Origin of the sequence: Arthrobacter sp. UC242_113 (assembly GCF_044054585.1) — a bacterium.
Classification (GTDB): Bacteria; Actinomycetota; Actinomycetes; order Actinomycetales; family Micrococcaceae; genus Arthrobacter.
Map to the genome: position 1 here is coordinate 3,037,788 of NZ_CP171968.1, position 25,741 is coordinate 3,063,528.

Genomic DNA, 25,741 nt, shown 5'->3' on the forward strand with positions numbered 1-25,741 from the left:
TTTGCCGCCCAATGAGTGCCCTCGAAGGGGCGATAAGTGACCCCGCGTTGCTTGGACCAGCGCTACCAGTCGTGGACGGTTCCGTCGACGAGGCGGTTGTAGGGCAGGTAGGCCTGCTGGTACGGGTAGGCGGCCGCGGCTTCCTCGTTGAATTCGACGCCGATGCCGGGCTTGTCGCCCGGGTGCAGGTAGCCGTCGGTAAAGGTCGTGGACTGCTCGAAGACCTCGTTGGTCTTGTCCGAGTGCTGCATGTATTCCTGGATGCCGTAGTTGTGGATGGCCAGGCCCACGTGCAGCTGCGCGGCGAACCCGACCGGGGAAATGTCGGTGGGGCCGTGGAAGCCGGACTTGATCTGGTACTGCGCGGCGAAGTCCATGACCTTCTTCAGCGGCGAGATGCCGCCGAAGTGCGTGGAGGCGGCGCGGACGTAGTCGATCAGCTGTTCCTTGATGATGCTCTGGTAGTCGTACACGGTGTTGAAGATTTCACCGATCGCCAGCGGCGTGGTGGTGTGCTGCCGGACCAGTCGGAGGGCCTCCTGGTTTTCGGCCGGGGTGCAGTCCTCGAGCCAGAACAGGTCGTACGGCTCCAGGGCCTTGCCGAGCTTCGCGGCCTGGATCGGCGTCATCCGGTGGTGCCCGTCATGCAGCAGGGGCAGTTCCGGGCCGAACTCGTTGCGGACCGCCTCGAACACGGACGGCAGGTGCCGCAGGTAGGCCCGGGTGTCCCAGTCCTCCTCCACGGGGAACGCACCGCGCCCGGCGGGTTCGTAGTCGTACCGCTCCCCCGAGGCCTGCGCCTGCGCGGCCACCCCGTACACGGCCTTGATCCCGGGCACCGCGGTCTGGATCCGCACCGACTTGTAGCCCAGTTCCAGGTGCTCGCGGACCGAGTCGAACAGCGACGGGATGTCCGAACCGGACGCGTGCCCGTAGGCGCGCAACCCGTTGCGGGATGCCCCGCCGAGGAGTTGGTAGACGGGCATGCCGGCCAGCTTGCCCTTGATGTCCCACAACGCCATGTCCACCGCGGCGATCGCCGCCATCGTCACCGGGCCGCGGCGCCAGTACGAGGACCGGTACAGGAACTGCCAGGTGTCCTCGATCCGGTGCGGGTCCTTGCCGATCAGCAGCTGCGCGACGTGCTCCTTCAGATACGCAGCGACCGCGAGCTCCCGGCCGTTGAGGGTGGCGTCACCGATGCCGGTCACGCCGTCCTCCGTAATAATACGAAGGGTCACGAAGTTACGGGAGGGGCTTGTCACGAAGACTTCCGCGGCAATGATTTTCACAGGTCCAGGCCTTCCTTCACATCAGAAAAATTTCCAGATTCCGGGCCGGGCGGCCCTATGGGCGTTACAGTCAGCGCTGAGTGCTGCCGGCAATGTGGTTGCCCAGCAGTGCGAGTTCACCGGTCCGCGGCAGGCCTTCCCAGTCCCCCGCCGTGCTGACGGCGAAGGCGCCGGCAAGCACGCCGCGGTGGAGGCGTCCGGCCACATTCTCGCCGTCGAGCAGGGCCGACAGGTATCCGGCGGTGAAGGCATCTCCGGCACCGACGGTGTCGATGCTCGTCACCGGCACAGCCGGCGCCTCATGGCGTCCCTCGGCGGTGTGGACGCCGGCGCCGGCGGCGCCGCGTTTGACCACCACTTCCTGCACGCCCAGGTCAAAGAGCTGCTTAGCCGCGAGGACCTCGGCGGTCTCCCAGGAACCCAGTTCCGCTTGAGAGCGTTCCAGGTCCGGCGCCACCAGGCCGAGCTCGTCGTCGGACGCGATCAGGACGCTGGCATACGGCACCACCCGGGCCAGCGCAGCCCTGGCCTCGTCACGGGACCAAAGCTTGCTGCGGTAGTTGACGTCCAGCGAGACGAGGATCCCCGCGCTCTTGGCCTGGCTGGCGGCGTATTCAACTGCTTCCTGCGCCTGCGGGCTGAGGGCGGCGGTGATTCCTGTCAGGTGCAGCACCCGGGCGCCGCCGGCGAGTGCCTCATCGACATCGCCGCGGTTGAGCGTGGATCCGGCGGACGCGGAGCGGTAGTAGTAGGCGCGGGTGATATCGGCCGTGCGCTGTTCCAGAAACATCACGCCCGTGCTGCGGACCGCATCCTCCCGGTGGAGCACGTCGATGCCTTCCCCGCGCAACTGGCGCAGGATGAACTCACCCTGCGGGTCGCTGCCGATGACGCCGGTCCAGCGCACCCGGTGCCCCAGCCGGGCCGCCCCAACGGCAACGTTCGATTCGGCCCCGGCCACGTGCATCGACAGGCAACCACCGGCAGAGATCGGGCCGCCGGCCCTGAGCGAGACCATGGATTCGCCCAGAGTAACGAGGTCGACGGCGGGAGTCACTGCGGGCTCTCCACGGCAGTGCGCCCGAAACCGGCGGCCAAGTCCACGAAGCTTCGTGCCCGCGACCGTACCGGCGCGAGGTCCCCGCCGGAGCCGGCGTCCCCGAAGAGCGGCCCGCCCAGGCCCACCGCAATGGCGCCCGCCTCCCAGTACCCAGCGGCCTCTTCGAGGCCGACGCCGCCCACCGCGATGAAGGGGATGTCCGGGAACGGGTCACGCAAAGCCTTGAGGTACGCTGGTCCGCCGATGGAGGCCGGGAAAAGCTTGACGGCAGTCGCCCCGCGGTTCATGGCCTCGTAGGCCTCGCTGGGCGTCATCGCACCGGCCAGAACCGGTATCCCCTGCCGGGCGGACTCGTCCACCGATGCGGCCAGCGCCGGGGTCACGGTGAACTGCCCGCCGGCCTCAAGGACGTTGTCCACGTCCCGCACCGTCAGGACTGTTCCCGCCCCGACGAAGCAGCCGGTCGGGGCAGCCGCGCGCACTTCGCTGATGGCCTGCAGCGCGCCGGGGGTGGTGAGGGCGATTTCGACGTAACGGAATCCCTCCTCCATGGCAACGAGGGCTGCCTTCGCGGCCGCCTGTCCGTCCGAGCCGCGCACGATGGCCACCAGCCGGCTGTCCCTGATCCCGTTGAGCAGCAGTTCCGGATTCACGGTTCCTGTGTTTTCCATTCTGTCCGTCACCATTCCGCGAAGGAGCCGTCGGGGTGCCGCCAGACCGGTCCCCGCCAGGCGTGGCCCTGCTTGTCGGCCGCGCGGACCACGGCTTCGTCGATCTCGATGCCCAGGCCCGGCTGGGTCAGCCGCTCGATGTGCCCGTCCACGAACTTCAGCGGCGTCTTGTCCACCACGTAGTCCAGGACCTCGGCGCCCTGGTTGTAATGGATGCCGATGCTTTGTTCCTGGATGAGGAAGTTGGGCGTCGCGAAGCCAACCTGCAGGCATGCCGCGAGCGCGAGCGGGCCCAGCGGGCAGTGCGGGGCGAGCTGCACTTCATAGATTTCGGCCAGCGAGGCGATCTTGCGTGTCTCTGTAATGCCGCCCGCATGGGAAAGATCCGGCTGCGCCACGGCGATCCCGGCCTGCAGTGCGGGGAGGAACTCCTGCCGGCTGTAAAGCCGCTCGCCGGTGGACACCGGCGTGGTTGTGGAGGAGGTGAATTCCCGCAGCAGATGGGTGTTCTCGGGAACCACCGGTTCCTCCAGGAAGAACGGCCGGTACGGTTCCAGCAGTGGCGCCACGCGCCGGGCGTTGGCCAAGCTGAAGCGGCCATGGAAGTCGACAGCGACGTCCCGGTGGTCCCCCAGGACTTCGCGGGCGGCCGCAACCCGGCGGACCACGCCGTCGAGCTCCGCGACGGAGGCCACCGGACTCATCCTGCCGCTGGCGTTCATCTTGACGGCCGTGAGCCCCACTTCCAGCTGGGCGCTGATCTGGTCAGCCACCTCGTTCGGTTCGTCGCCGCCCACCCACCCGTACATGCGGATCCGGTCACGGACGGGGCCGCCCAACAGCTGGTGCACCGGCGCGTTGAAGTGCTTCCCGGCGATGTCCCACAGTGCCTGGTCAAGCCCGGACACGGCGCTGGCCAGGATGGGGCCGCCCCGGTAGAACGACCCCTTGGTCATGACCTGCCAATGGTCTTCGATCCGGAGGGCGTCCTGGCCGATGAGCAGCTCGGCGAGCTGGTCGACGGCGGTGCGCACCGTCTCGCTGCGGCCTTCGCAGCTCGCCTCGCCCCAGCCGACAATCCCGCTGTCGGTCTCGACGCGGACGAACAGCCAGCGCGGAGGCACCAGGAAGGTTTCTATCCTGCTGATTCGTGTCATTGCTGAGCCCCTAGCCCTTTGTGGCGCCGGCGGTCAGACCGGAGACGATGTACTTCTGCGTGAACAGCGCGATGATCATGATCGGGATGGTCACCACGGTGGCGGCAGCCATCAGCCCGCCCCAGTCGATGCTGGCGTAGGAGACGAAGTCGAAGATGGCCACGGGCAGCGTCTTCGTCTTCGAGCCGGACAGGACCAGGGCGAACATGAAGTTGTTCCACGAGAAGATGAAGGCCAGGATGCCCGCGGTGGCCATGCCGGCCACGGACAGCGGCAGGGTGATGTGGCGGAAGGCGCCGATCGGGGTGAGCCCGTCCACCTGCGCAGATTCCTCCAGTTCGATCGGCAGCGAGTCAAAGTAGCTCATCATGATGTACACGATCAGAGGCAGGGCGACGAACATGTGGCTGAGGATCAGGACTTCGAAGCCGCCCACCATCTTCAGGTTGGAGAAGACGTAGTACCACGGCACCAGCAGGGAAACACCCGGGATGACGCGGGCCATGAGCACAACAAGCGCCGAGCGGTGCATGGTGAACCGGCTCATGGCGTAGGCCGCCGGGACGCCCAGGACCAGTGACAGCGCGGTGGAGACGAAAGCCACCCAGAAGCTGTTGAAGATGAAGACGAAGTAGTTGTTCCGCTGCAGGACGTTGGCGTAGTTCTCGGCAGTCGGAGCAAACAGGAACGACTTCCCCGCGTCGTAGATGTCCACGTTGGTCTTGAAGGAAGCGAGCAGCATCCAGAACAACGGCGCGATCAGGAACAGCACCACCGCCACCAGGGCCAGGAAACGGAACACCTTGTACCCGTTGCTGCGCAGCGGCTTCCTGCGGCGGGCCGTTCCGCGCCGCTGGCCTGCCGGCGTCTGGGATTCGGTGTTTTCGTGCAGTACGGTCATTTGCTTACCGCTTTCTTGCGCATGGTCAGCAGCCACATGGAGCCAATGATGATCATGAAGAACAGGATCAACACGGCGGAGGAGAGCCCGTACTGGTTGTAGTCGAAGCTGAGCCCGTAGGCGTATACGTTCAGCGTTTCCACCTCGTGGAATGAGCCGCCGCCCTTGCCCTTCGTGGCGTAAAGGATGTCGAACGTCTTGAGCGCGTCGATGCCGCGCAGCAGGATGGCCACGATCACGGTGGGCATCATGAGGGGCAGGGTGACGAAGAAGAAGCGCTGGAAGGCGTTCGCGCCGTCCATGCGCGCGGCCTCATCCGGCTCCTCGGACAGAGACGTCAGGCCCGCAAGGAGAATGAGCACCACCATGGGGGTCCACTGCCAAACGTCCATGAAGATGGTGGTGGGCAGTGCCGAGTCCTGGCCGGAGAGCCACGGCTGGGGTGGAATGCCAACAAGCCCCAGCAGCTGGTTGGCGAAGCCGATGTTCGGGTCAAAGATCAGGCGCCACATCATGCCCACTGCCACGGGGGTGGCAACGAGCGGCAGCAGGATGGCCACGCGGACCCATTTCTCGCCGCGGAACGGACGCCACAGGAGCAGGGCGATGCACATGCCGAGGACGACTTCGCAAACCAGCGCCACCAGCGTGAAGGACACCGTGCGGCCCACGGCCGGCCAGAACCTTTCGGTGTCCGTCAGCACGGTGAGGTAGTTTTCGAACCCCACGAAATCGGAGGCCGCGCGGACCGACCCCTGGGAGTCGGTCAGGCTCAGGTAGAGCGTCCAGGCAAGCGGAAAAACGATCAGGAGGCCGACGAAGATCATCGCGGGCGCTGCAAACAGCCATTTCCGGTGGCGGTTCGCCCAGGCGGAGAAATTATCCCGGCTGCGCGCCGATTGTCCAGAGGTCCGGGCAGGGGTCAGTACAGACATGGTTCACCTAAGAGTTGGGGGTGAAGGCGTTTCGGGTGCGACGGCGGGAGAACAGCGGGGCTGTTGTCCCGCCGTCGCGCTCTACTTATTTGTTTTCGTCGTCCAGGAACTTCTGGAAAGCGGTGTTGGCCTGATCGGCCGCGGCGGAAGCGTCAGCACCGGTGATGGAAGCGACGATGGGCTCACCCACGATTTCGCGGGCCTTGCCGACGGTGATGACCAGCGGACGGTCGTGGCCCACGCCCTTTTCGGCGCTGACTGCGATGGCGGCCGCAAGGTCCTTCGGGTAAGTGGAAGTGCCGGCCGGATCAGACCAGACAGAGGCGCGGGGCCCGGGGACGCCGGCCTTCTGCGCTTCGAGCGTCCGATCCTTGCTGGTGGCCCACTTGATGAACTTCCAGGCGTTGTCCTGGTTGCCGGAGGACTGGTTGATCGCGAGGCCCCACGACGGGATGTTGTACGGCTTGGAGCCCGCCGGTCCGGCCGGAAGCGGCGCGAAGCCAACGGTTTCGGCCACCTTGGACTTGGCGGGGTCGGTGGCGTTCTTGTAGAGGGAGTCCGCCTCCGTGTAGAAGGCGGCCTTGCCCTGGGTGAAGATTGCCATGGCCTCCGGCCAGCTCATGTCGGTGCTGACGTTCTTGGGGCCGTAGTTCTTGATGAGCCCGCCGTAGAAGGCGTAGGCCTTCTTGGCTTCCTCACTGCCGACGGCGGACTTGCCGCTTTCGTCGGTGAAGTCGCCGCCGAAGCTATACAGGAAGCTCGAGAACTGGGTGACCGCGGTGGACTTGCCGGTGCGGGCAACGAAACCGGCGGTGTCCGCGGAGGCGATCTTCTTGGCTGCTGCCTCGAGTTCCTCCATGGTCTTGGGCACCTCAAGGCCGGCCGCCTTCAGCAGGTCCTTGCGGTAATAGAGCACCTCGCGTTCGGTGATGATCGGAACGCCCATGACTTTGTCTTCATAGGTCGAAGCCTTGACGGGTCCGTCCTGGTAGTCCTTCCAGTTCCAGTCCGCGTCTTCGGCGACCTTGCTGGTCAGGTCCGCCAAGTAGCCGTTCTTGCCGAAGGCCTTGCCCTCCTGGAGAGGCCGGTACATCATGACGTCGATTTCGTCGCTGCCCGCGTTGAGCTTGACGTTGTACTGGTCGGACAGCTGGTCTTCACCGAGCTGGGTCAACTCCACCTTCAGTCCGGTGGATTTTTCGAATTCGGGGATCGCTGCCTTGATCCCTTCGGTCCAGACATGGTTGGCGAGGGTGACCCGGACCGTGTCCGAACCCTTCGAGTCGCCGCCTCCGCCCCCGCCGCAGGCGGTCAGCCCCATCGAGAGGGCCGCGGCAACGGCCGCGTACTTCACTACTGAACGTCGCTTCATTACGACTCCTTGACTCAGGACCGGAGATCCTCCGGCCGCACCAAACGCATCATTGCACTTGCTCAGGCTGCGATCATGGCAAATAAGGCGGACTTAAACAACCCCTTACCTGATTCCCGTATGCTTTATTCATGCAAACTCCACAGGCGGAGCACTCCGGCGATTCGCCCGGGTCGTTTTTAGAACGGCTCGGCCTGGCGATTGCCGACGGCACGCTCGCGCCGCGTACCGTCCTCCGGATCGATGAGCTCGAAGCCGAGCACAAGGTGGCCCGGTCAGTGGTCCGGGAAGCAACGAAAGTGCTTTGTTCCATGGGCATGCTGGAGTCCCGGCGACGGCTCGGAACTGTAGTCCAGGAAGAAGAATGCTGGAATCTCTACGATCCCCAGGTCATCCGGTGGCGTCTGGCCTCCCCGGGACGGCTTGACCAGCTGCGCGCGCTGAACGAACTCCGTGGCGCGATAGAGCCACAAGCGGCGAGGCTCGCCGCGGAGCGCATCTCGCTGGAGGACGGCAGCGAGCTGGTGTCCCTCGCAGCCCGGCTGTGGGCAGCCGGGCAGGGCGACAAACAGGAACAGTTCCTCACCCTGGACATAGAGTTTCACGCTGCAGTGCTCAGGACCTCCGGCAATCCCATGTTCTCCCAGCTGCACAACCTGGTCCGGGAAGTTCTCTCCGGCCGCACCGAGCACGGCCTGGTGCCGCATCTTCCGCACCACGAGGCCCTGCAGCTGCATGTGGACGTGGCCAGCGCAATCCAGCGCGGTGAAGCCGAGGCGGCACACGCGGCCATGAGCCGGATCGTTGAGCAGTCCACCCAGGAAATGGGCGACATCTGGTCCCGGCACCAAGGGGACCCCGCTTCACCGCCTTCCAGGAAAGCGCGAACGGACACCTAAGTCCCGGGACCGCGCTCAGTCCTCGGTGGGCGTCGTGCGGGTCGAGTGGTAGTTGCGCCAGCTGTGCTCGGGCGCGTAGCCCAGGAGCCGCCTGGCCTTGTCGATGGACAACAGGGTCTCATGCTCGCCGAGCTCCTTGGTCACCTTTACCTGCGGGAACACCTCCGCCGCCAGGCTGGCGCTGGAGCGGCTCATGACGGTGTCCTCGTTGGCGATGATGAAGGCCTCGAACCCCGGCGTGCGGTAGTCCAGCGCGCACGCCACCGCCTGCGCACCGTCGCGCGCGTCGATGTAGCCCCAGAGGTTCCACTTGCGCAGGGCGGCGTCCCGGTCATAGGACGGAAACTCATCGTAGTCCTCCGGATCCATGACGTTGGAGAACCGGAGGCCAACGATGCTCAGTTCCGGGTCCCACCGGGTCATCTGGATGGCCATCTGCTCCTCCAGGTGCTTCACCAGCGAGTAGGTGCTTTCCGGCCGGGCCGGATACTCCTCGTCCACCGGGATGTAGGGAGGGTCGACGTCGAAAGGCAGTCCCAGCACCGTCTCACTGGAGGCGTACACGATTTTCTTGATGCCCGCCCTGCGCGCCGCCTGGAACACGTTGTAGGTGGACAGCATGTTGTTTTCGAAAGTAGCGGCGTCGGGCACCAGGCCCGGAGCCGGAATGGCGCCAAGATGGACTATCGCGTCGAAGCCCTCGTGCCGGTCGTCCAGGCCCATGATGACGTCAACAACCTGCCCGTAGTTACGCAGGTCCACGACGGCGAACTGCGGGCTCCGGCTGCCCGTCCGGTCCAGGTTGAGGACGGAGTGCCCGTCCGCCACAAGCCTGCGGACCACGTTCCGTCCGAGCTTTCCGCTGCCTCCCGTTACGGCAATTCTCACCGCGGCCTCCTCCTGTTAGCTGGCCGGCCCTGGCCCGGGCGACCGTACTCCAATGGCCCCGGCAGCTGTCGCCGCCGGCACCTTTCACCAGCCTAGGGCCCGCGGCGGTAACCGCTACCATCGCTCGTGAAGAACTGGTGTATATTTTCTCGGTACGGTTTAGCAGAAGGCCGTTGGATTGTTGTTCGATCCGGCACCTTTGCTTGCTGCTCCCGCCCCGGCCATGGGGTCCCCGCGCTGCGCCCGCCGGTTCGTCTTGACCTGAGCGAAACGGTACAGAAAGATCGTGGCCAGCGAGTCGCCCGCAAAACCTGAAACCTCAATCACGGAGCACCTGAACGAGCTTGTGCTCACCAGTTCAGACGTGGGCGAGTTCCTCCACGAACTCGCCCGGATTTCTGCGCGCAGCCTTTCCGAACCCGGGGATGAAGTCCTCTGCGGCGTGACCCTGCTGCGGCATCGCAAGGCAGCCACCGTGGCGAGCAGCAGCCCCGAGGCGCAGGCCATGGACGAGATCCAGTACGACTTCGGCGACGGGCCTTGCATGACGGCCTCGCGCGAGCAGGTCATGATCCACATCACGGACCTGAAAAATCACGACCGATGGAAGAGCTATGCGGAGAAGGTACTGGGGCAGGGCGTCCGCTCCATCCTCGCCGTTCCCTTCGTGCTCGAGGGTGAGACCCGGGCCGCACTAAATCTTTACTCGCACCGGCCGGGCCGATTCGAGGGCCGCGTTTTGGAGCTGGCGCAGGACTTCGTCAGCCAGACCTCAATGGCCCTCCGGCTGGCCGTCCGGTTCGCCCACTACAGCGACGCCGCGGCCAACCTCAAGGCCACGCTCGAAACACGGACGGTGATCGACGTCGCCGTCGGTGTGATCATGGCGCAGAACAGGTGCAGCCAGGAGGAAGCCTTCGAGCTGCTCAAGGCGGCGTCGAGCACCCGCAACATCAAGCTGCACAGCGTCGCGACGTCGATCGTTGACTCGCTGGGCCAAGGCCCGGCGAAGACCCACTATCAGGGCTGAGCTGCCAGCCTAGGGGCCACCGAAAGTCTGGCCCTCGGGCTCCTGCCCCCTGTCCCGTGAAGAGCCGCCAGTTCCTGCGCCGCTGGTTCCGGCGCCGCTGGTTCCTGCACCGCGGGAGACGCGGACCTTTCGGGCACCACCCGCAGCGGACTCTTCGGGCAGTGGAACGCGAACTTCCAGAACGCCGTCGGTGTATGAGGCGCGGATGTCCTCCTGGTTCACCGGGGCGGGAAGGCTTACCGTTCGCGAAAACGTGCCGAAGCGGAATTCCGAGCGGTAGCCTTCCTTGTCCTTGTGCTCCGATTTTTCTTCACGGCGGACTGTGATCTGCAGCTGGCTGCCGGCCAGGGTAATGTCCACATCATTGTCAGGATCGATGCCCGGCGCTTCAGCCTTCACCACCAGGGAGCCGGCCTCCCGGTATTCCTCCACCCGGAGCCACGCGTCCATATCCCCCTCCAGGAAACGGCGGAAGGGTTCCGGGATATCCACGCCGGCCCGCCTGAATATGTTGGTCATCGCTGTTACCTCCTGTCAGCTTCCGGCCCCAATGCAGGATGCGGAGGACCGGAACGGGTCCCAACATCACAAAACTACGCCCTTGCGGAACGCTTGTTAAGGTGCAGTGAGGGCGCTTGCCACACGCTGCCCTTGCAGCCTTCGGCCCCGCCAACAGGAAACGGTCCGGCACCGGTCCTGACAGTTTCCTTGTGAAAACCCGGGAAGTTTCCGTCTGCAGCTCCGGCCCCTGCGCCAAAGCGCATGTTTTCGCCGCCCGGGCCCCCCCAAATTCCGCGCGGTGCGTTCTATCGAGGGGTGCGGGCACCGAGCTTTTCACAGGAGGCATGCTGCACATTGGCGTCATGCAAGATCAGGCAGCAAAGGGAGGAGCCCCAGTGAAGACGCTGTTACTGCTGTGCATTCCAGTGGTTACCTTCGCAGCACTCAACGTCTGGAACCAGGCGGTTGCGGAGCCTCCGCCCCTTCAGGGGCCCGGCATAGTGGTTGCGGAGGTCGCCACATCAGCCAATGCAGAATTCCTGGAGGGCAACGCGACCACTCACGGAGGTCCTGATGGACGCTAACACTGCCACCCCTGGCGAGCCCGATCGGCTAGACGTCGCCTCAGAACGTGGGAGATGCTCAGAGGACGCGGCGGATGAGTTGGATGACTTCTGCAGCGAATCGCTGAGGTCGATCGACAAGACGGTGATGCGCGCCCAGGTCATCGAACTCATCCTGGACATCCTCGCCACCACGGATGTGGAATCGGAAGCCAGGCAGCGGCTGCTGCAGCACCTGGCCTTGCATCCAGGGTCCCCCGAGCAGGCGCTGCTGTGCCACCTGAGCGAGAACGCCTGCCTGCCGCCGGCTGCGGGCGGCGACAGCCTCCTTGCGGGCGGCTCCCTCCCGGCGGGCGGAGACTACTTCACAGCCGGGGCGGAGGACCGGCCGTCACAGGCAGCGGGGAGCCGGTTGAAGGATCGAAGTCGAGGTGGCTCCCCGCCCCTCTGCGGAACCTGTTGTGCCGCGACTGAGTTGGACCGGCGCGAGTGAGTTGGACCGGCCACTGAAGAGGGCGCCACTGAAGAGGGCGGGCCGCTGAAGAGAAGCCGACGGCGGCCCGCCGCCGGCAGTGTCAGCTCCGGTGGTGCCCGATCAGCCAGCCTGCCATCTGCTGCGCCCGTTTGGAAGCGAGGAAGTCGCCTTCCGTTGCGGAGATAATGGAGCCCTTCATCAGGATGTGCCAGGAACGGGCGAATTCGTCAGGGCGTTCGAGTCCCGCCTCCTCGGCGAGCGCCTGGATGTGCCCGCGGATTCTGGCGAGGTAGCCGATGCTGGCCTCGCCAAGCGGATGCTCCGGGCCCATCTCCAGGAGGACATTGATGAAGGTGCACGCCTCAAAATCGTCACGCTGGAACCAGTCACCGAAGACGTCAAAAATGGCCAGGAGCCGCCCTTCGGGGGTGGTGCCCCTGCGCCTCGCCTCGGAGACAATCAGGTCCACGGTCCAAACCTGGTCGCGGAGTGCGAGGAAAGCCAGTACCAGCGCGTCTTTGGAGGGGAAGTGGCGGTAGAAGGTGGATTTGGCGACGCCGGACCGCTCGATCAGCTCATTGATTCCGACGTCGCGGACGCCGCGGTGGGAAAAAAGTTCGTAGGCGGTGGCAAGGATCCGGTCCACTGGTTCACTATGGCCGGTACGCACCTCTTGAGGCAGCAAGGCATCCCCGGTTGCATCAGGAGCACTCATCAGAGAATCAGTGTACCTTGGGACTGGTAGAGACAGACCTGTCTGTCTTATTGTTTTAGGAACATGACTCCTCGCCTGGGCACGGCTTCCTGGTAACAGGGCCAGGTTCGGACCGTAGGCGTCGCTGCAATGGGGCAGAAACAGGAGGGTAACGATGGAAGAGGACATCCGCGCGGTGGAAGAAGCCGTGGCGACGCTGGAATCCGCAAAAGTGGAACATGACCCCGCGGCGGCAACCCTACAGAATGCAGTTGCGGTAGCCGTAACCCATGGCCTGCCGATCCGCGAAGTAGCAGCGGCCGCGCACATGACTGCGCTGGAGGTTCTGGACGCAGCCGACGCCGTCACCTATCCGCAGCAGGCTATGCAGCCCTGGATGCTGGCCCAGTAGCTGCGCGCAAGACCTTGCGGAAACTTGATTGGATCCCCGGGTAACCCTGCGGGAACCCTGATGGGCCCGCGCCACCCTTAAGCATCAGCCCCTGGAGGAGCGATCTTTCCAGGGAAAGCATGCAACTAGGACCGCTAGGAAGCGGGGGGCGCCATGAACCAGTCAGCAACTCTCGAGGAAGTCGTCCAAGTCGGCGGGGTCATCACCGACCGTGAGCCGCTGGACTTTTACCGGCTGGGGCTCGCCGGCTGCATCGACAGGCTCACGGTCCCCTTGCGCCGCCAGGGCACCTGCGTCCGCTGGGAGACTCCCCACCACGGCGTCGAGATCTCGTCCGGCTCCGCGTCGCTGCTGTACCAGTCCGCCCAGGAGGTGCTGAGCAACACGTTCAAGCATGCGCACGCCACCGATGTCACTGTCCGGCTTGCCGCCGTATTCCACGGCATCCGCCTCATGGTCGCGGACAACGGCACCGGCTTCGAAACGGTTCCGCCGGCAGCTGGACAAACCAACGGCCACGGACTCAGGACCATCTCGCAGGCGGTCCAGGAAGCGGGCGGGACCGTGGACATCACCACGGCTCCGGGCACCGGCACGGCCATCACCATCACCATTCCGCTCGACTGAACCGCAGCGCAGCGCGGCACGCCTGCATCCCGGGCCTCGCCTAGGATGCTGTACATGACCCTGCCGAACGCTGAGCCCCGCGCCGTCCAGGCTTTCGAATCCGCCGAAATCCAGCAGGCCGTCGCCGGACTGCGCAGCCGGCTGAGCACCGGGAGGCGGATTCTCCTCGGCGTGGCCGGTTCCCCGGGGTCCGGCAAATCCACCTTCTCGGCCTGCCTGGCCGACGCCCTCGGCCCCGAGTCCGCCCTTGTGGTGCCCATGGATGGTTTCCACCTGGGCAACGCCATCATTGACGGCACTCCCCTGCGGCAGCGCAAGGGGGCACCGGACACGTTCGACGTCGGGGGTTACCTTTCGCTCCTGCAGCGGCTTGCGCGCCGGGACGAGGACGTCGTTTACGCGCCGGACTTCCGGCGCACGATCGATGAGCCCGTGGCCGCATCGCTGGCCGTCCCGGCCGCCCTCCCCGTCATCATCACTGAGGGCAATTACCTGCTCAGCGACGACCCGCGCTGGCAGCAGGTGCGGGCGCAGTTGGACGAGGTCTGGTTCATCGACACACCGCATGACCTGCGCCTTGCCAGGCTGGTTGAACGGCACATGCTCTTTGGCATGGACCGCGCTGCGGCGGAGGCCTGGGCCAGCGGCCCGGACGCGGCTAACGCGCGCCTGATCGAAGCCACGCGTTCCCGCGCCGACAGGATCATCCCCTGGCTTTAGCTACCTGTCCCCGGCGTCCCACATGCCGGATTCGCCCGCAGCCTCTTCCGGTTTGTGTTCGCCCTCCGGCGCTCCACTGCCCACGTAGCTGGCGGGCACTGTTCCGCCCGGCTGTGTCATCTGTTCCTCACGGATGTTGCGTGCCGTGCCCGCCTCGGGATGGGGCTGCTCCTGTTCGACGGCGTCCGGGTCGCCGGGGCCCCGAAGGTCATTGGGCTCTTCCGCGTTGCGCTTGCTGTCGGTCATGCCACTGCCTCTCGCTGGGAAATGCCGGTCGCGTCCCAGTCTAGGCACCGGGCCTAGGATCTGCGCAGCGAGCTTGCCAGGAGCCAGACCGTCCAGACCAGGATGAGCGCAATGCCCGCCAGTGTGGGCACGGTGTTGCTGCTGGAAAAGCCTTCGGCTCCGATGATCCAGCCTTGGGCCAGGTACGCGACCTCGGACAGTCCCATGAGATAGCCCACCGGACGCGGGAAGCCACGCGAAATGCCAACCGCGATGCCAATCAGGATCAGGGCCGCACCCAGCACGAAGCTCTGGTAGCTGCGCATCCCCCACTCGAGCCAGCGCGTGTCTTCCGCGGCCGCAAAGCGAACGGCCTTCTCGGCCCCCTTGGCGGCAGCCCAGGCATCCACGGAGTGCTTCAAAGCCACACCGTCCACCGCCTGAAGTGCACCATAGAGGGCAAGCGCGGCGGCCGCGGCCCAGGTGCCGAGCCGCGCCGTCCAGTAGGAACGCCCAGACGCTCCGCCAGCCACAGACCCCAGCACCAGCAGTCCGGCAATCAGGGCTGCCATTCCCGCAAACTGCCCCAGGTGCACGCCAATCCAAAGATTGCTGCGGGCGTACTCGGCGAACGCTGCAGCGTGGTCGTTCGCGTTCGCCCCTTCCGGGTGCAGGTCCCCGGCGGCAAAGGACACTGCGACGCCGGCCACGAGCAGGACCGCGGCCAGCCGCCGGGGGCTCCGGCCGCCGTCGTAATTCTCGCCGCCGTCCTGACTCTGGCCGTCGTCGTGATTTTGGCCCGCAGGAACGTGATGCGTGTCCATGGCAGCCGCCCTTCGGGAGGAACCGTCCGATGCCAGTAGATTACGCCCGCACGGGTGCCCATCCCAGCGCCGGGGCCACATGGCGGGCGATGTTTCCCAGCAGCTTGGCGTTGTACTCCACACCAAGCTGGTTGGGGACGGTGAGCAGGAGCGTGTCCGCAGCCTGCACCGCGGTGTCGGCCGCGAGTTCCCGGGCTATGACATCCGGCTCGCCGATATAGCTTTTGCCGAAGCGGGAAAGGGTGCCGTCGAGGGCGCCCACCTGGTCCCTGCCTTCGCGGAGGGCGCTCAGGCCAAAGTACTGCCGGTCCTCGTCGTCGGCCAGCGGCAGGACGCTGCGGCTGACCGAAACACGCGGCTCATGGCCGTGCCCGGCAGCCGCCCACGCCCCGCGGAACATCGCGATCTGCTCCGCCTGGAGCTCGTGGAACGGCACCCCGGTATCCTCGGTCAGCAGGGTGGAGCTCATCAGGTTCATCCCCTGCTCGGCCGCCCAGACCGCCGTTTTCCGGGTCCCGGCGCCCCACCAGATCCGATCGGGCAGCCCCTCGGACCGGGGCTGGACCGGGAGCAGCCCGGCGGCTCCCCCGGCGTACCGCGGGTCGGCCTCCACCACGCCGGCGCCGGCTATGGCCCGCCGGAACTCCTCGGCGTGCCGGCGCGCCATGTCGGCGTCGGTCTCGCCGTCGCGCGGCACATAGCCGAATGCCCCCGCGCCGTTGCGTGCGGGCTCGGGTGACCCGCGGCTGATGCCGAGCTGGAGCCGCCCGCCGCTGATGAGGTCCGTGGCTGCAGCCTCCTCCGCCATGTACAGCGGGTTCTCATAGCGCATGTCAATGACCGCGGTGCCGAGCTCGATGCGGCTGGTGCGTGCTGCGGCCGCCGCGAGCAGCGGGAACGGTGAGGCCTGTTGACGCGCGAAATGGTGCACGCGGAAAAACGCGCCATCAATGCCAAGCTCCTCCGCGGCCACGGCCAGCTCAATCCCCTGCAGCAGCGCGTCCCGCGCGGTCCTTGTGCGGGAACCCTGCACCGGTCCCCAGTGGCCGAAGGACAGGAAGCCAATTCGTTTCATGCCGTTCACAACATCCCGGTCTCCGCTGCCATTCCTGCAGGCTACGCCCTGTGACAGGGCCTGCGCACCGGTCCGCGATCCCGATAGGTTGGTATCAGCGCTTGAGGACGTCCGTTCTCGCGAGACCGAAGGGAATGTAGACATGGCTTTCATCACCGTTGGACAGGAAAACAGCACCGACATCGAGCTCTACTACGAGGACCACGGAACCGGACAGGCTGTTGTCCTCATCCACGGCTATCCCCTGGATGGATCCTCCTGGGAGAAGCAAACCGCCGCCCTGCTCGACGCCGGTTACCGCGTCATTACGTACGACCGGCGCGGTTTCGGAAAGTCCAGCAAGCCCACCACCGGCTACGACTACGACACCTTCGCGGGCGACCTCAACACCGTCCTCACTACCCTGGACCTCAACGACGCGGTGCTGGTGGGCTTCTCGATGGGAACAGGTGAGGTGGCCCGGTACCTCTCCACGTTCGGGTCGGCCCGCGTGTCCAAGGCTGCTTTCCTGGGATCGCTTGAGCCCTACCTCCTGCAGACTGACGACAACCCCACCGGGGTGCCTCAGTCGGTCTTCGATGGCCTTGCCGAGGCAGTCACAGCGGACCGCTACGCCTTCTTCACCGAGTTCTTCAAGAACTTCTACAACAGCGACACCTTCCTGGGAACCCCACGCCTCAGCGAGGAGTCCGTCAGGGCCAGCTGGAACCTCGCCGCCAGCTCGGGCGCATTTGCCTCGGTGGCCGCCCAGCCCACGTGGATCACCGACTTCCGCGCCGATATCCCGAAGATCGATGTCCCGGCCCTGATCGTGCATGGGACGGCGGACAACATCCTGCCGGTTGACGCCACCGGCCGGCAGTTCACCAAGGCTCTTCCGGAGGCCGACTACGTGGAAATCGAAGGCGCCCCGCACGGCCTGCTCTGGACCCACGGAGCCGAGGTCAACGAGGCCCTGCTCGGCTTCCTGCGCAAATAACCCGCCGCAAAAGGAGGGGCAGCCGGCGCCGGGACCGCCCGCCGTCGGCTGCCCTTCAATGCCGGATACAACCGCTCTAGGTTGACAGTTTCCGTAAATCAGTGTTGACACGCACTTCCGGAGGTACACTTTGGAATACCGGATCCGGACACTTCCCTTGAGGGGAACCCGGCTCCCAGCCCGCCGGCCATTACCGGTGGACGATCATAAAGTGGCAAGAGTGGTTGATAGGTCTCCACGCGCCCCGTGATCGGCTAGTCCTGCCCGAACCTATATGAATGTGCATCCTAGGCAGGAGCAAAAAATAATGACCATCACCTCACCAACATCGCCGCGGCATCCCGTCGCAGCCAAGCTCGCGTTGGTTTCGACTGTTTCCTTGGGACTTCTGGCCGGCCCCGTCGCCTTCGCTGGAGCAGCCAGCGCAGCGCCGTCGCATGACTACGGCAAGAAAGACAACTGTTCGGTCACGGCGTACACGCCAAAGAAGGCTGACTACGGCAACCGGGATAAGGACTACGGCAAGTCCGTTAAGGTCGAGTTCAAGTTCAAGATCCACTGCGACAAGCGCACCATGGTGTACTTCGACCACAAGATGTTCCAGGGCCACGGAAAGAAGGAAGACGCCCTCAAGCGTGACCACGGCTGGGTTTGGGTGCACGGAGACAAGTACTTCAGCGATAAGGCAAAAGTACACGCCGACCGCGGCGACAAGGACGTCAAGGTGTCCCACACCGTCAAGATCCAGTTTAAGGACAAGGACCGCTACAACCACTGGACATGGAAGTCGGACTCTGACCGCGCCTACGCTCGCATTGATCTCGACAAGGGACGTGGGTACTAGCAGGGTCGTAAGTAGTTCAATTGCGTAAGTTCTAGCAATTGAATAACGCCGACGGCGGCGCTTCGGTGCCGCCGTCGGCCTCTGTTTTCTTGTCGCTCAGGTTCTGCCCCGGTTCAGAGGGAACCGGTGGTGAACGTCCAGCCAGCAGACTTCAGCGGGTTGCCCGCCAGGTCGCGGACAGCGGCGACGCCTCCGGTCACAGTAACCGCATAAGCGGTACGCGCGGCGAGGGTCGCGGAGGGGTTCAGGATCCACTGGTTGGTGCTGCCGTTGCGGGAAACGGTGGCCGTCACCTTGGCGCCGGTGGCGGCATTCTTCAGCGTGACGGTGCCCGAACCGGCACCCTGGATAGCCTCGCTGAAGGTCACCGCGATGTTGCTGGCACGCCGCACCAGTGTGGCGCCCGGGCGCGGCGTCATGGCCGTGATGGCCGGGGCCGGGCCGGTGGTGAACGTCCAGCTCGTGGTGGCCAGCGGGGTGCCTGCGGCGTCCCGGATGGCAGCGGCTTCGCCGGTGAGCGTCACCGTGTATTTGGCGTCATTGGCGAGGCTGGCGGTCGGATCCAGGGTGGCGGTACGGGTGGTGGAGTTGTAGGTGACGGTGGCCGGCACCAGGGTCCCGGCCGTGTTCTTCAGGAGGAAGCTGCTGCCGGTAATACCTTGCACAGCCGTGCTGAAGGTGGCGGAGATGTTGCTTCCGGCGGCAACGGCGGTGCCATTCGAACCGGGTGTGCGTGCCGTGACCGTGGGAGCCGCGGCGGTGGTGAAGGTCCAGCTGCCCGTCACGAAGGGCGTGCCTGCGGCGTCCCTGATGGCCGAGGATCCTCCGGTCAGCGTCGCCGTGTATTTCTGCGATGCATTGAGCAGGCCCTCAGGGTTCAGCGTTGCCGTACGCGTGGCGGCGTCGTAGCTGACGGCCGCGGGCACCGTTGCGCCGGCGGCGTTCCGAAGGACGAAGGTCGAGTTGGCCACGCCCTGGACAGCCGAACTGAATGTAGCGCTGACGTTGGCTCCCACGGCGGCGCCTGTGGAATTGGCCGCGGGGCTGAGCGCGGACACGGACGGCGCGGTGAGGACCGCGGCGGAAGGGTCGGTGAACAGCAGCCGGTTCGGTGTTCCCGCGGTGGCTGCGGAGACCGCACCGGAGGTGGCGGCGGAAAGCAGCTTTGCCGCCACGTCCGCCGGCGTCAGTCCGGGCGACCGGGACAGCACCTCGGCTGCGGCGCCCGCCGCGTGCGGGGACGCCATCGAGGTGCCGCTCATGAGGGCTGTCGCTGTGGTCGAGGCAGGGCTAGCGGACTTGATGGCCACGCCCGGCGCGTACAGGTCGACGCAGCTGCCGTAGTTGGAGAAGGCCGCCTGCTTGTCCGCGGAGTCGCTCGCGGCAACGGTCAGCGCGCCGGCAAGGCGGGCCGGGGAGCTGTTGCACGCATCGGCGGCGGAGTTTCCGGCCGCGACCACTGCGGTGACGCCGTCGTTGATGATGCCCTGCACCGCGGCGTCCACGATGGCGCTGGTGGTGCTGCCGAGGCTCAGGTTGGCCACTGCCGGGGCGCCCGCCTGGTGGTTGGCAGCGACCCACTCCAGCCCGGCGATGACGTCCGAGTTGAATCCTGAACCGCTGCAGTCCAGCACGCGGACGGGGACCACGGTGGCCGCCTTGGCCACGCCGTAGGTCTTTCCCGCGATGGTGCCGGCAACGTGCGTGCCGTGGCCGTTGCAGTCCCCGGTGCCCAGTCCGTCCGAGATCGCCGACCAGCCCGAGGCAACGCGGCCGCCGAACTCCGCGTGCGCTGACAGCACGCCGGAGTCAACCACGTAAGCGCTCACGCCGGCGCCTGAAGACGCAGGGGTGTAGGTCCCGGACAGCGGCAGCGCGCGCTGGTCAATCCGGTCCAGGCCCCACGTTGCGGACTGCTGGGTGTCGGCGGCCGTCACCGGGGCATCGAGTTCGACGGCGGCAACTCCCGCCGAGCGCTTTAGTTCCGATGCCTGACCTGGCGTTGCCGTCACCACGGCGCCGCGGATGGCCTTGGCGAAGGTGCGTCCGACGGCGATGTTCCGCGAGCGCAGGTTCCGCACGGCCGAGGAAACGTCGGTCCCGGCGGAGTAGCGCACGATGTAGCGGGCAGCCGGTGCTGCCGCCCCGGTTTCCGAGGCGGCAGCACCGGCTGGCACTCCGGCGATGGGGGCGGCCAGGGCCGTCAGCAGCAGCGCAGCCAGGGCAGGGCGGAGAACAGTCGAAGCGCGAATTTTGGGCTCCTTCGAACGAGCTGAGGGCCGGCAGGGAAAGCCAGAGGAAGGCTGATTCCAGTGTATTTTCCGCGGCCCGCCGCTACCCCACTGCTGGCCCGAAGCTTCGGCGAAGCTTCGAAAGCTGCGCTAAAACTGGCGAAATCCTGTGCTTGCGGAACTCCTGCGCCACCCACTGCGACGCCGTTGGTGCAGACCTGCGGCCGGAGCCGCAGGTCTGCTGATCCCCAGGGACGCGGAACCCCGAACTTTCCGCGCCGCTGGCCTGCCGGCCGGCACCCACGATCAAATTCAGGGTTCCGCTCCCCTGCCGCAACGGGAGTGGAACACCGCAATTGTTGGGCCCGCTGCTTCTGGAAACCTTGGAAAAGTTGCCCCGCCTGCGGTGTTCCCACCCAAATGGGGTGTCGACGGGGACGCGGTTGGTTCTAGATCCAGTTGTTGTGCTTGAACGTGGCGTACAGAACCAGCCCCATGCCGATCATCAGCCCCAGCGCCATGGGATAGCCGAAGATCCAGTCCAGTTCAGGCATCGTATGGAAGTTCATTCCGTAAATGGTGCCGATGAGCGTGGGGGCGAAGAGGATGGCCGCCCAGGAAGAGATCCTCTTGACCTGCTCGCTCTGAGCAAAGCTGGACTCGGTGAGGCGGCGCATCTCGTCGTTCTGGCGCTGAGCAACAAGGGCCGCATTGACCGCGAGTGCGTTCTGCAGCAGTGCCCGGAAGGACGCGATCCGGTCATTGAGCCGCAGGACGTGGTCCAGCACATCGCGGAGGTGGTCCTGGAGTTCGGGGCCGGGGTGGTGGTCCGGCGTTCCGGTGACCAGTGCCTGCAGAATTCCGGCCAGAGGCCCAGTGGCGCGCTGCACGCTGATGACCTGGCGGGACAGCTCGTAGATGCGGCGGGACACCTCCGGGTCCGCGCCGAACAGTTCGTCCTCGATCTCGTCGATGTCGTTTTCCAGGCCTGCCGCAACCGGCTCGTACTCATCAACCACCTGGTCCAGGATGGCGTACAGCACGGCGTCGGGACCCAGGGCAAGGAACTCCGGCTGCGATTCCATGCGCCGGCGCACCCGCGCCAGGTCCGGTGACTCCGCCCGGCGGACCGTAACCACGAAGTCCGGTCCGGCAAAAACATGGATCTCGCCGAACTCCACCTTTTCGACGTCGTCGAGATACCGCGCCGGGCGCAGGACCAGGAAGAGCGTTTCGCCGTAGTGCTCAAGCTTGGCGCGCTGGTGCCCGGTCAGCGCGTCCTCAACCGCAAGCGGGCTCAGGTCGAATTCGTCCGCCACTGACCGCAGTTCGCGCGGGTCCGGCCGGTAGAGCCCGATCCAGGCCATGCCCTCGCGTTGCCGCAGCAGGAAGTATGTTTCCTCGAGCCCTTCGGGATCCTCCGTCCGGTGCCCATCCACGTACACTGCGTTGTCGATGATGGCCACAGCGGCGCCTCCTCAGCTGGAACGGCATCCCATGGCAGTGACGTTATCCCTTGCGGAACCCGGTGCCAATAAGGGGCCGCGCACCAGCCTTGCGAGCGCACCAAGCACCAGCATTGCCCGCGCAACAAGGGGCCGCCGGCTCTGCTGCTGGCGGCCCATGTGCTGGGTTCAGAGTGGCCGGGTCAGATTCGGGCGTGGAGGCCGCGGCTGACCGGCCGCCCGAACGATGCCGCGCCGAGGAACTCAACGGCCACGAACGGCTCGGAACCCACCACCCACTCATCGTGGCCCGGAGGAATCGCATACGTGTCATTGGCGCGGATGAAGGAGCGGGCACCCTCAGGTGTCTCCACCTCCATGACACCGGAGAGGCAGAACCCGAGGTGGTTGTGCTGGCAGAAGGGCGTTTGTTCCGTGGGCTTGGTGCATTCGGACCAGCGCCAGCCGGGGGCGAGGATCAGCCGGGCAACGGAGAAGTCGTTGACGCTGACCAAGTCCACCTCGGCTTTGTCCGGGCACCTCTTCTTGTCCGGTTCATCGAAGGATTTGACGGCAAGGGCAGTAATGAAATTGGCGGTCATGTAGGTTACCTGCAGATTGGTAGAGACCTGAAATTTGAAGGCGGTTTCCGGGCGAAACGCCACGCTGGCGAGGTGCGGGCTGGCGCCGAACGTGACAGCACAACAGCCGCATCTTTTTGGTGTGGCTTCCCCTCGCCACACACGCGCACGCAACAGATCACATGTTGACGTAGTTCAACCGTAGACCTCTGCAGGCCGAAGTCAATGGGAATTCGACGGCGGCCGGCAGGCCACAGTATTCGGCGTCGTCCGGCAGGTTCTCGGCCCGGATGTCCATGACCCCGATGTGCACCCGGCCCGAGGTTACCGGCCGTAGAGTTTCACGAAATTCCGCAGGATCTTCATCGGTTCGGTGGCCGTGTACGTCCGGGCTTCCGCCATCAACTCCCGGCCGATTCGGGCGGGAAGTATCCGGCGTGGCGGTAGATGTCGATCCTGGTCACCAGGCCTTCGGCGTCGAGTTCGGGATGGAACTGCGTGGCGTACAGGTTCTGCTTGATCCGGAACATGTGCACCGGGCAGGCGGCGGAGCTCGCCAGCAGCACCGCGTGCGCGGGCAGTACCGTGCACCCTTCCTTGTGGCCGGTGAACGCGGTGAACTGCGCGGGAAGGCCGGCGAGCAGCGGATCCTGCAGGCCCTCCGGGCTCAGGCTGATGGTCACGCCGCCCAATTGCTCGCCGTAGGTCCGGTCGATCACGGCGCCCTGGTGCAGGCCAAGGGTACCAACGCCATAGCAGGCGCCGAAGAACGGGAAGTCCTCCGCCACGATCCGGTCCAGCAGCCCTGACAGTTCGCGCTCCACGCGGTGCTGGACTTCGGTCTTCTTATCGGGAGGATCGCTCGAGGTGAACGGGCTGCCGCCCACGATGATGCCGGAATAGTCGTCCAGGTCCAGCTCCGGCAGGGGCGCACGCTCCATTCGGATCCGCTTGAGCTGGTGCGGCTCCAGCCCGCAAAAGCGAAGATACGACTCGTATTCATCGTCCGCGGCGATGTCCTCGGCCCGCGAGGCGAGCAGCAGAAACGGCTTCACGTGCTTACTTCAGCAGGGCGACGTCGGACACGAGGGTGATGTGGTCCAGCATCGCCGCCGCGGCGGCCCCCGAATCCTGGGCTCGGATGGCGTCCGCAATTTTGCGGTGGGATGCCAGCGACTGCTCCGGCCGGCCGGGCTGTCCCAGCGATTCGAGCCGCGTTTCGAGGATCATCTCGGCGATGAAGGTCATGAGCTGGGCGAGCACGCCGGAGTGCGCGGCGGCGGTGATGGCCTGGTGGAACAGCTCGTCACCGTGGGCCCCTTTAGCGCCCGAGGCCACCTCTTCGGCCATGACGTCCAGGGCTTTGTCGATTGCCTGCATGTCCTCCTCGGTGCGGCGCTCGGCAGCAAGCTCGGCCAGCTTGACCTCGAGTGTGCTGCGGGCCTCGACGATCTCGGGAAGGCGGCTACGGTGCTCGCGCAGTCCCTTGAGCACTGAGGGAACGTTGGGCCGGTAGACAAGCACCGCCCCGGTCCCGTGCTGGACATCGATCACGCCCAGGACTTCCAGGGCCACCAGCGCCTGGGCCAGCGTGGCCCGGGAAACGCCCAGCCGCTCGGCCAGGTCCCGCTCGGCGGGAAGGGTGTCCCCGGGCCCCAGCTGCGCAGACTCGATGAAATCCATGAGCTGCTCCACGAGCTGTTCGTAGAGCCGGGGCCGGGCGACACGGGAAATCTGTTGCGTAGCTGTCTTCCTTGGCATGCGCGTCCTTCCGGCGATGTGGGTCCAGCTTAGCGGAGGAGTATTGACAAAGTCACCTAGTGTCTAGGAGGCTAGGCCAGTGAGCTTGTAAGCCACATCACATCCACTCTTACCCCGGAGGCACAACGATGTCCGCTCCTGTCCTCTCCATCATCATCCTGGCGGTGATGTTCCTGCTGGCCACGGTGCTGCCCCTCAACATGGGCGCCCTGGCTTTTGTAGGCGCGTTCCTGCTGGGCTCGGTGGTGCTCGGAATGTCCACCAGCGACATTCTGGCCAACTTTCCCGGCGGCCTGTTCCTGACGATTGTCGGGGTCACCTATCTCTTCGCGATCGCCCAAAACAACGGAACCATCGACCTGCTGGTCCGCGGCGCGGTCCGAATGGTGGGCAGCAAGGTGGCGCTCATTCCCTGGGTCATGTTCGCCATCACGGCGGTCATCACCGCCGTCGGCGCCCTGTCCCCCGCCGCCGTCGCGATCATCGCCCCGATCGCACTGAGCTTCGCCGCAAAGCACAAAATCAACCCGCTGATGATGGGCATGATGGTGATCCACGGAGCACAGGCCGGCGGCTTCTCCCCGATCGCCGTCTACGGCGTCACGGTCAACGGCATCATCGCCAAGACGGACCTGGAAGCCAGCCCGATGGCGATTTTCCTCGCCAGCTTCATCTTCAACCTCGCCATCGCGGTGGTGCTCTTCATCGTCCTGGGTGGCAGCAAACTGCTCTCCACCAAGACCGGCCGGCTCGTTGAACAGGCCGCCGACTCCAGGATGGCCGTCAGTGTCGGCGCCCGCGCCGCCGGTGCCACCCTGAGAGGCTCCGGCACGGACATCTCCTCCTCCGGCGTCGCAGCCAAAGGAACGTCCGGTTCCTCTTCTGCCGCCAAGTCCGCCGACGCCGGCGGCGCCCGCGCCACGGTTCCGCAGCTGGTCACCATCGCCGGCCTGATCGCCCTGGCCGTCATCTCGCTGGGCTTCAAGGTGGACGTCGGCTTCGTCTCCATCACCATCGCCATGGTCCTGGCCCTCGTCTCACCCGCCGCCCAGAAGGGCGCCATCAACAAGATCAGCTGGTCCACTGTCCTGCTCATCTGCGGCATGCTCACCTTCGTGGGCGTCCTCGAGGAAGCCGGCACCATCAAGTTCGTCTCTGACGGCGTCGCCCACCTCGGGATGCCCCTGCTCGCGGCCCTGCTGATCTGCTACATCGGCGCCATTGTCTCGGCCTTCGCCTCCTCCACCGCCATCCTGGCCGCGCTCATCCCGCTGGCCGTCCCGTTCCTGTCCAGCGGCGAAATCGGTGCCGTCGGCGTGATCGCGGCACTGGCCGTCGCCGCCACCATCGTGGACGTCTCGCCGTTCTCCACCAACGGTGCACTGGTACTCGCCAACGCCCCCGAGGACGTGGACAAGGACAAGTTCTACAAGCAGATCCTGGCCTACAGCGGCATCGTCGTCGTCGCCGGCCCCGCCATCGCCTGGCTGGTCATGGTCCTCCCCGGCTGGATGTAGCCGCCCGGACGTAAATGCCCGGGACCAGCACCAGCAGCCCCTCCCAGCAAGAGAAGGAACAC

General features: G+C 65.7%; 26 protein-coding genes and 1 pseudogene. 9 read left to right on the forward strand and 18 right to left on the reverse strand.

Translation table 11 applies throughout. The features are described 5' to 3' along the window. Window positions 1–62: 62 nt before the first annotated feature. The 7 genes from manD to ACHMXB_RS13870 form a co-directional block, all read right to left on the reverse strand. On the reverse strand, window positions 63–1,292 hold the full coding sequence (gene manD, locus ACHMXB_RS13840) for a D-mannonate dehydratase ManD (protein WP_395399131.1): 1,230 nt from the start codon (window positions 1,290–1,292) through the stop codon (window positions 63–65). A 70-nt stretch (window positions 1,293–1,362) separates the two neighbouring features. Beyond that, window positions 1,363–2,349 (reverse strand): sugar kinase, encoded by a 987-nt coding sequence (locus ACHMXB_RS13845; protein ID WP_395399133.1) that lies wholly within the window; start codon window positions 2,347–2,349, stop codon window positions 1,363–1,365. Next, window positions 2,346–3,023, reverse strand: a complete 678-nt coding sequence (locus tag ACHMXB_RS13850) for a bifunctional 4-hydroxy-2-oxoglutarate aldolase/2-dehydro-3-deoxy-phosphogluconate aldolase (RefSeq protein ID WP_395399135.1) — start codon at window positions 3,021–3,023, stop codon at window positions 2,346–2,348. The genes ACHMXB_RS13845 and ACHMXB_RS13850 overlap by 4 nt, the downstream gene beginning before the upstream one ends. A gap of 8 nt (window positions 3,024–3,031) precedes the next feature. Next, the gene (gene dgoD, locus ACHMXB_RS13855) at window positions 3,032–4,180 is read right to left on the reverse strand and encodes a galactonate dehydratase (RefSeq protein ID WP_395399137.1); all 1,149 of its coding nucleotides are present in this window, start codon (window positions 4,178–4,180) and stop codon (window positions 3,032–3,034) included. Between the two features lie 10 nt (window positions 4,181–4,190). After that, window positions 4,191–5,081, reverse strand: coding sequence for a carbohydrate ABC transporter permease (locus tag ACHMXB_RS13860; protein ID WP_395399139.1), 891 nt, complete (start codon window positions 5,079–5,081; stop codon window positions 4,191–4,193). Continuing rightward, complete coding sequence (locus ACHMXB_RS13865; protein ID WP_102974169.1) at window positions 5,078–6,016, reverse strand: carbohydrate ABC transporter permease; 939 nt, start codon at window positions 6,014–6,016, stop codon at window positions 5,078–5,080. The genes ACHMXB_RS13860 and ACHMXB_RS13865 overlap by 4 nt, the downstream gene beginning before the upstream one ends. Window positions 6,017–6,101: 85 nt before the next feature. Continuing rightward, window positions 6,102–7,388 carry an ABC transporter substrate-binding protein gene (locus ACHMXB_RS13870; protein WP_395399142.1) on the reverse strand — a complete coding sequence of 429 codons (1,287 nt, stop codon included), beginning with the start codon at window positions 7,386–7,388 and terminating at the stop codon, window positions 6,102–6,104. 131 nt (window positions 7,389–7,519) lie between these two features. Between ACHMXB_RS13870 and ACHMXB_RS13875 the strand changes: the two genes are divergently transcribed. Next, complete coding sequence (locus ACHMXB_RS13875) at window positions 7,520–8,287, forward strand: FadR/GntR family transcriptional regulator (protein WP_395399144.1); 768 nt, start codon at window positions 7,520–7,522, stop codon at window positions 8,285–8,287. Between the two features lie 15 nt (window positions 8,288–8,302). Here ACHMXB_RS13875 and ACHMXB_RS13880 read toward each other — a convergent pair whose 3' ends face one another. After that, window positions 8,303–9,175 (reverse strand): NAD-dependent epimerase/dehydratase family protein, encoded by an 873-nt coding sequence (locus ACHMXB_RS13880; RefSeq protein WP_395399146.1) that lies wholly within the window; start codon window positions 9,173–9,175, stop codon window positions 8,303–8,305. A gap of 286 nt (window positions 9,176–9,461) precedes the next feature. Here ACHMXB_RS13880 and ACHMXB_RS13885 point away from each other — a divergent pair, with 286 nt between their 5' ends. After that, on the forward strand, window positions 9,462–10,205 hold the full coding sequence (locus tag ACHMXB_RS13885) for a GAF and ANTAR domain-containing protein (protein ID WP_395399148.1): 744 nt from the start codon (window positions 9,462–9,464) through the stop codon (window positions 10,203–10,205). Window positions 10,206–10,214: 9 nt separating this feature from the next. On the opposite strand, the gene ACHMXB_RS13890 is transcribed toward ACHMXB_RS13885, so the two are convergent. Then, window positions 10,215–10,724: an Hsp20/alpha crystallin family protein gene (locus ACHMXB_RS13890; RefSeq protein ID WP_395399150.1), complete on the reverse strand. Its 510-nt coding sequence runs from the start codon at window positions 10,722–10,724 to the stop codon at window positions 10,215–10,217. 555 nt (window positions 10,725–11,279) lie between these two features. Between ACHMXB_RS13890 and ACHMXB_RS13895 the strand changes: the two genes are divergently transcribed. Beyond that, the gene (locus ACHMXB_RS13895; protein ID WP_395399152.1) at window positions 11,280–11,762 is read left to right on the forward strand and encodes a hypothetical protein; all 483 of its coding nucleotides are present in this window, start codon (window positions 11,280–11,282) and stop codon (window positions 11,760–11,762) included. Window positions 11,763–11,844: 82 nt separating this feature from the next. Here ACHMXB_RS13895 and ACHMXB_RS13900 read toward each other — a convergent pair whose 3' ends face one another. Continuing rightward, entirely contained in the window at window positions 11,845–12,459 is a 615-nt protein-coding gene (locus tag ACHMXB_RS13900) for a TetR/AcrR family transcriptional regulator (protein WP_395399154.1), read from the reverse strand. A 154-nt stretch (window positions 12,460–12,613) separates the two neighbouring features. Here ACHMXB_RS13900 and ACHMXB_RS13905 point away from each other — a divergent pair, with 154 nt between their 5' ends. The 3 genes from ACHMXB_RS13905 (at window position 12,614) to ACHMXB_RS13915 (ending at window position 14,197) form a co-directional block, all read left to right on the forward strand. Continuing rightward, window positions 12,614–12,850 (forward strand): hypothetical protein, encoded by a 237-nt coding sequence (locus tag ACHMXB_RS13905; RefSeq protein ID WP_395399156.1) that lies wholly within the window; start codon window positions 12,614–12,616, stop codon window positions 12,848–12,850. 153 nt (window positions 12,851–13,003) lie between these two features. Further along, on the forward strand, window positions 13,004–13,477 hold the full coding sequence (locus ACHMXB_RS13910; protein WP_395399158.1) for a sensor histidine kinase: 474 nt from the start codon (window positions 13,004–13,006) through the stop codon (window positions 13,475–13,477). Between the two features lie 54 nt (window positions 13,478–13,531). Further along, window positions 13,532–14,197, forward strand: coding sequence for a nucleoside/nucleotide kinase family protein (locus ACHMXB_RS13915; protein ID WP_395399160.1), 666 nt, complete (start codon window positions 13,532–13,534; stop codon window positions 14,195–14,197). Here ACHMXB_RS13915 and ACHMXB_RS13920 read toward each other — a convergent pair whose 3' ends face one another. Genes ACHMXB_RS13920 through ACHMXB_RS13930 form a run of 3 tightly spaced genes read right to left on the reverse strand, consistent with a single transcriptional unit; the run spans window position 14,198 to window position 16,321 of the window. Further along, on the reverse strand, window positions 14,198–14,443 hold the full coding sequence (locus ACHMXB_RS13920; RefSeq protein ID WP_395399162.1) for a hypothetical protein: 246 nt from the start codon (window positions 14,441–14,443) through the stop codon (window positions 14,198–14,200). A gap of 53 nt (window positions 14,444–14,496) precedes the next feature. After that, window positions 14,497–15,246 (reverse strand): hypothetical protein, encoded by a 750-nt coding sequence (locus tag ACHMXB_RS13925; RefSeq protein ID WP_395399164.1) that lies wholly within the window; start codon window positions 15,244–15,246, stop codon window positions 14,497–14,499. Between the two features lie 40 nt (window positions 15,247–15,286). Further along, entirely contained in the window at window positions 15,287–16,321 is a 1,035-nt protein-coding gene (locus tag ACHMXB_RS13930) for an LLM class flavin-dependent oxidoreductase (protein WP_395399166.1), read from the reverse strand. A 142-nt stretch (window positions 16,322–16,463) separates the two neighbouring features. On the opposite strand from ACHMXB_RS13930, the gene ACHMXB_RS13935 reads away from it, so the two are divergent. Beyond that, entirely contained in the window at window positions 16,464–17,300 is an 837-nt protein-coding gene (locus ACHMXB_RS13935; protein ID WP_395399168.1) for an alpha/beta fold hydrolase, read from the forward strand. 307 nt (window positions 17,301–17,607) lie between these two features. After that, window positions 17,608–18,144 carry a hypothetical protein gene (locus tag ACHMXB_RS13940; protein ID WP_395399170.1) on the forward strand — a complete coding sequence of 179 codons (537 nt, stop codon included), beginning with the start codon at window positions 17,608–17,610 and terminating at the stop codon, window positions 18,142–18,144. Window positions 18,145–18,257: 113 nt separating this feature from the next. Here ACHMXB_RS13940 and ACHMXB_RS13945 read toward each other — a convergent pair whose 3' ends face one another. The 5 genes and pseudogenes from ACHMXB_RS13945 to ACHMXB_RS13965 all read right to left on the reverse strand — a co-directional run bounded on the left by ACHMXB_RS13945 (window position 18,258) and on the right by ACHMXB_RS13965 (window position 24,162). After that, complete coding sequence (locus tag ACHMXB_RS13945) at window positions 18,258–20,321, reverse strand: Ig-like domain-containing protein (RefSeq protein ID WP_395399172.1); 2,064 nt, start codon at window positions 20,319–20,321, stop codon at window positions 18,258–18,260. Between the two features lie 503 nt (window positions 20,322–20,824). Next, the gene (locus ACHMXB_RS13950) at window positions 20,825–21,841 is read right to left on the reverse strand and encodes a magnesium and cobalt transport protein CorA (RefSeq protein ID WP_395399174.1); all 1,017 of its coding nucleotides are present in this window, start codon (window positions 21,839–21,841) and stop codon (window positions 20,825–20,827) included. A 182-nt stretch (window positions 21,842–22,023) separates the two neighbouring features. Then, on the reverse strand, window positions 22,024–22,422 hold the full coding sequence (locus ACHMXB_RS13955; protein ID WP_190609091.1) for a cupin domain-containing protein: 399 nt from the start codon (window positions 22,420–22,422) through the stop codon (window positions 22,024–22,026). Between the two features lie 303 nt (window positions 22,423–22,725). Continuing rightward, window positions 22,726–23,456, reverse strand: a pseudogene (locus ACHMXB_RS13960) (glutamine amidotransferase). Between the two features lie 4 nt (window positions 23,457–23,460). Next, window positions 23,461–24,162, reverse strand: coding sequence for a FadR/GntR family transcriptional regulator (locus tag ACHMXB_RS13965; RefSeq protein WP_395399176.1), 702 nt, complete (start codon window positions 24,160–24,162; stop codon window positions 23,461–23,463). A gap of 128 nt (window positions 24,163–24,290) precedes the next feature. On the opposite strand from ACHMXB_RS13965, the gene ACHMXB_RS13970 reads away from it, so the two are divergent. After that, window positions 24,291–25,679 (forward strand): SLC13 family permease, encoded by a 1,389-nt coding sequence (locus ACHMXB_RS13970; RefSeq protein WP_395399178.1) that lies wholly within the window; start codon window positions 24,291–24,293, stop codon window positions 25,677–25,679. Window positions 25,680–25,741 lie beyond the last annotated feature (62 nt).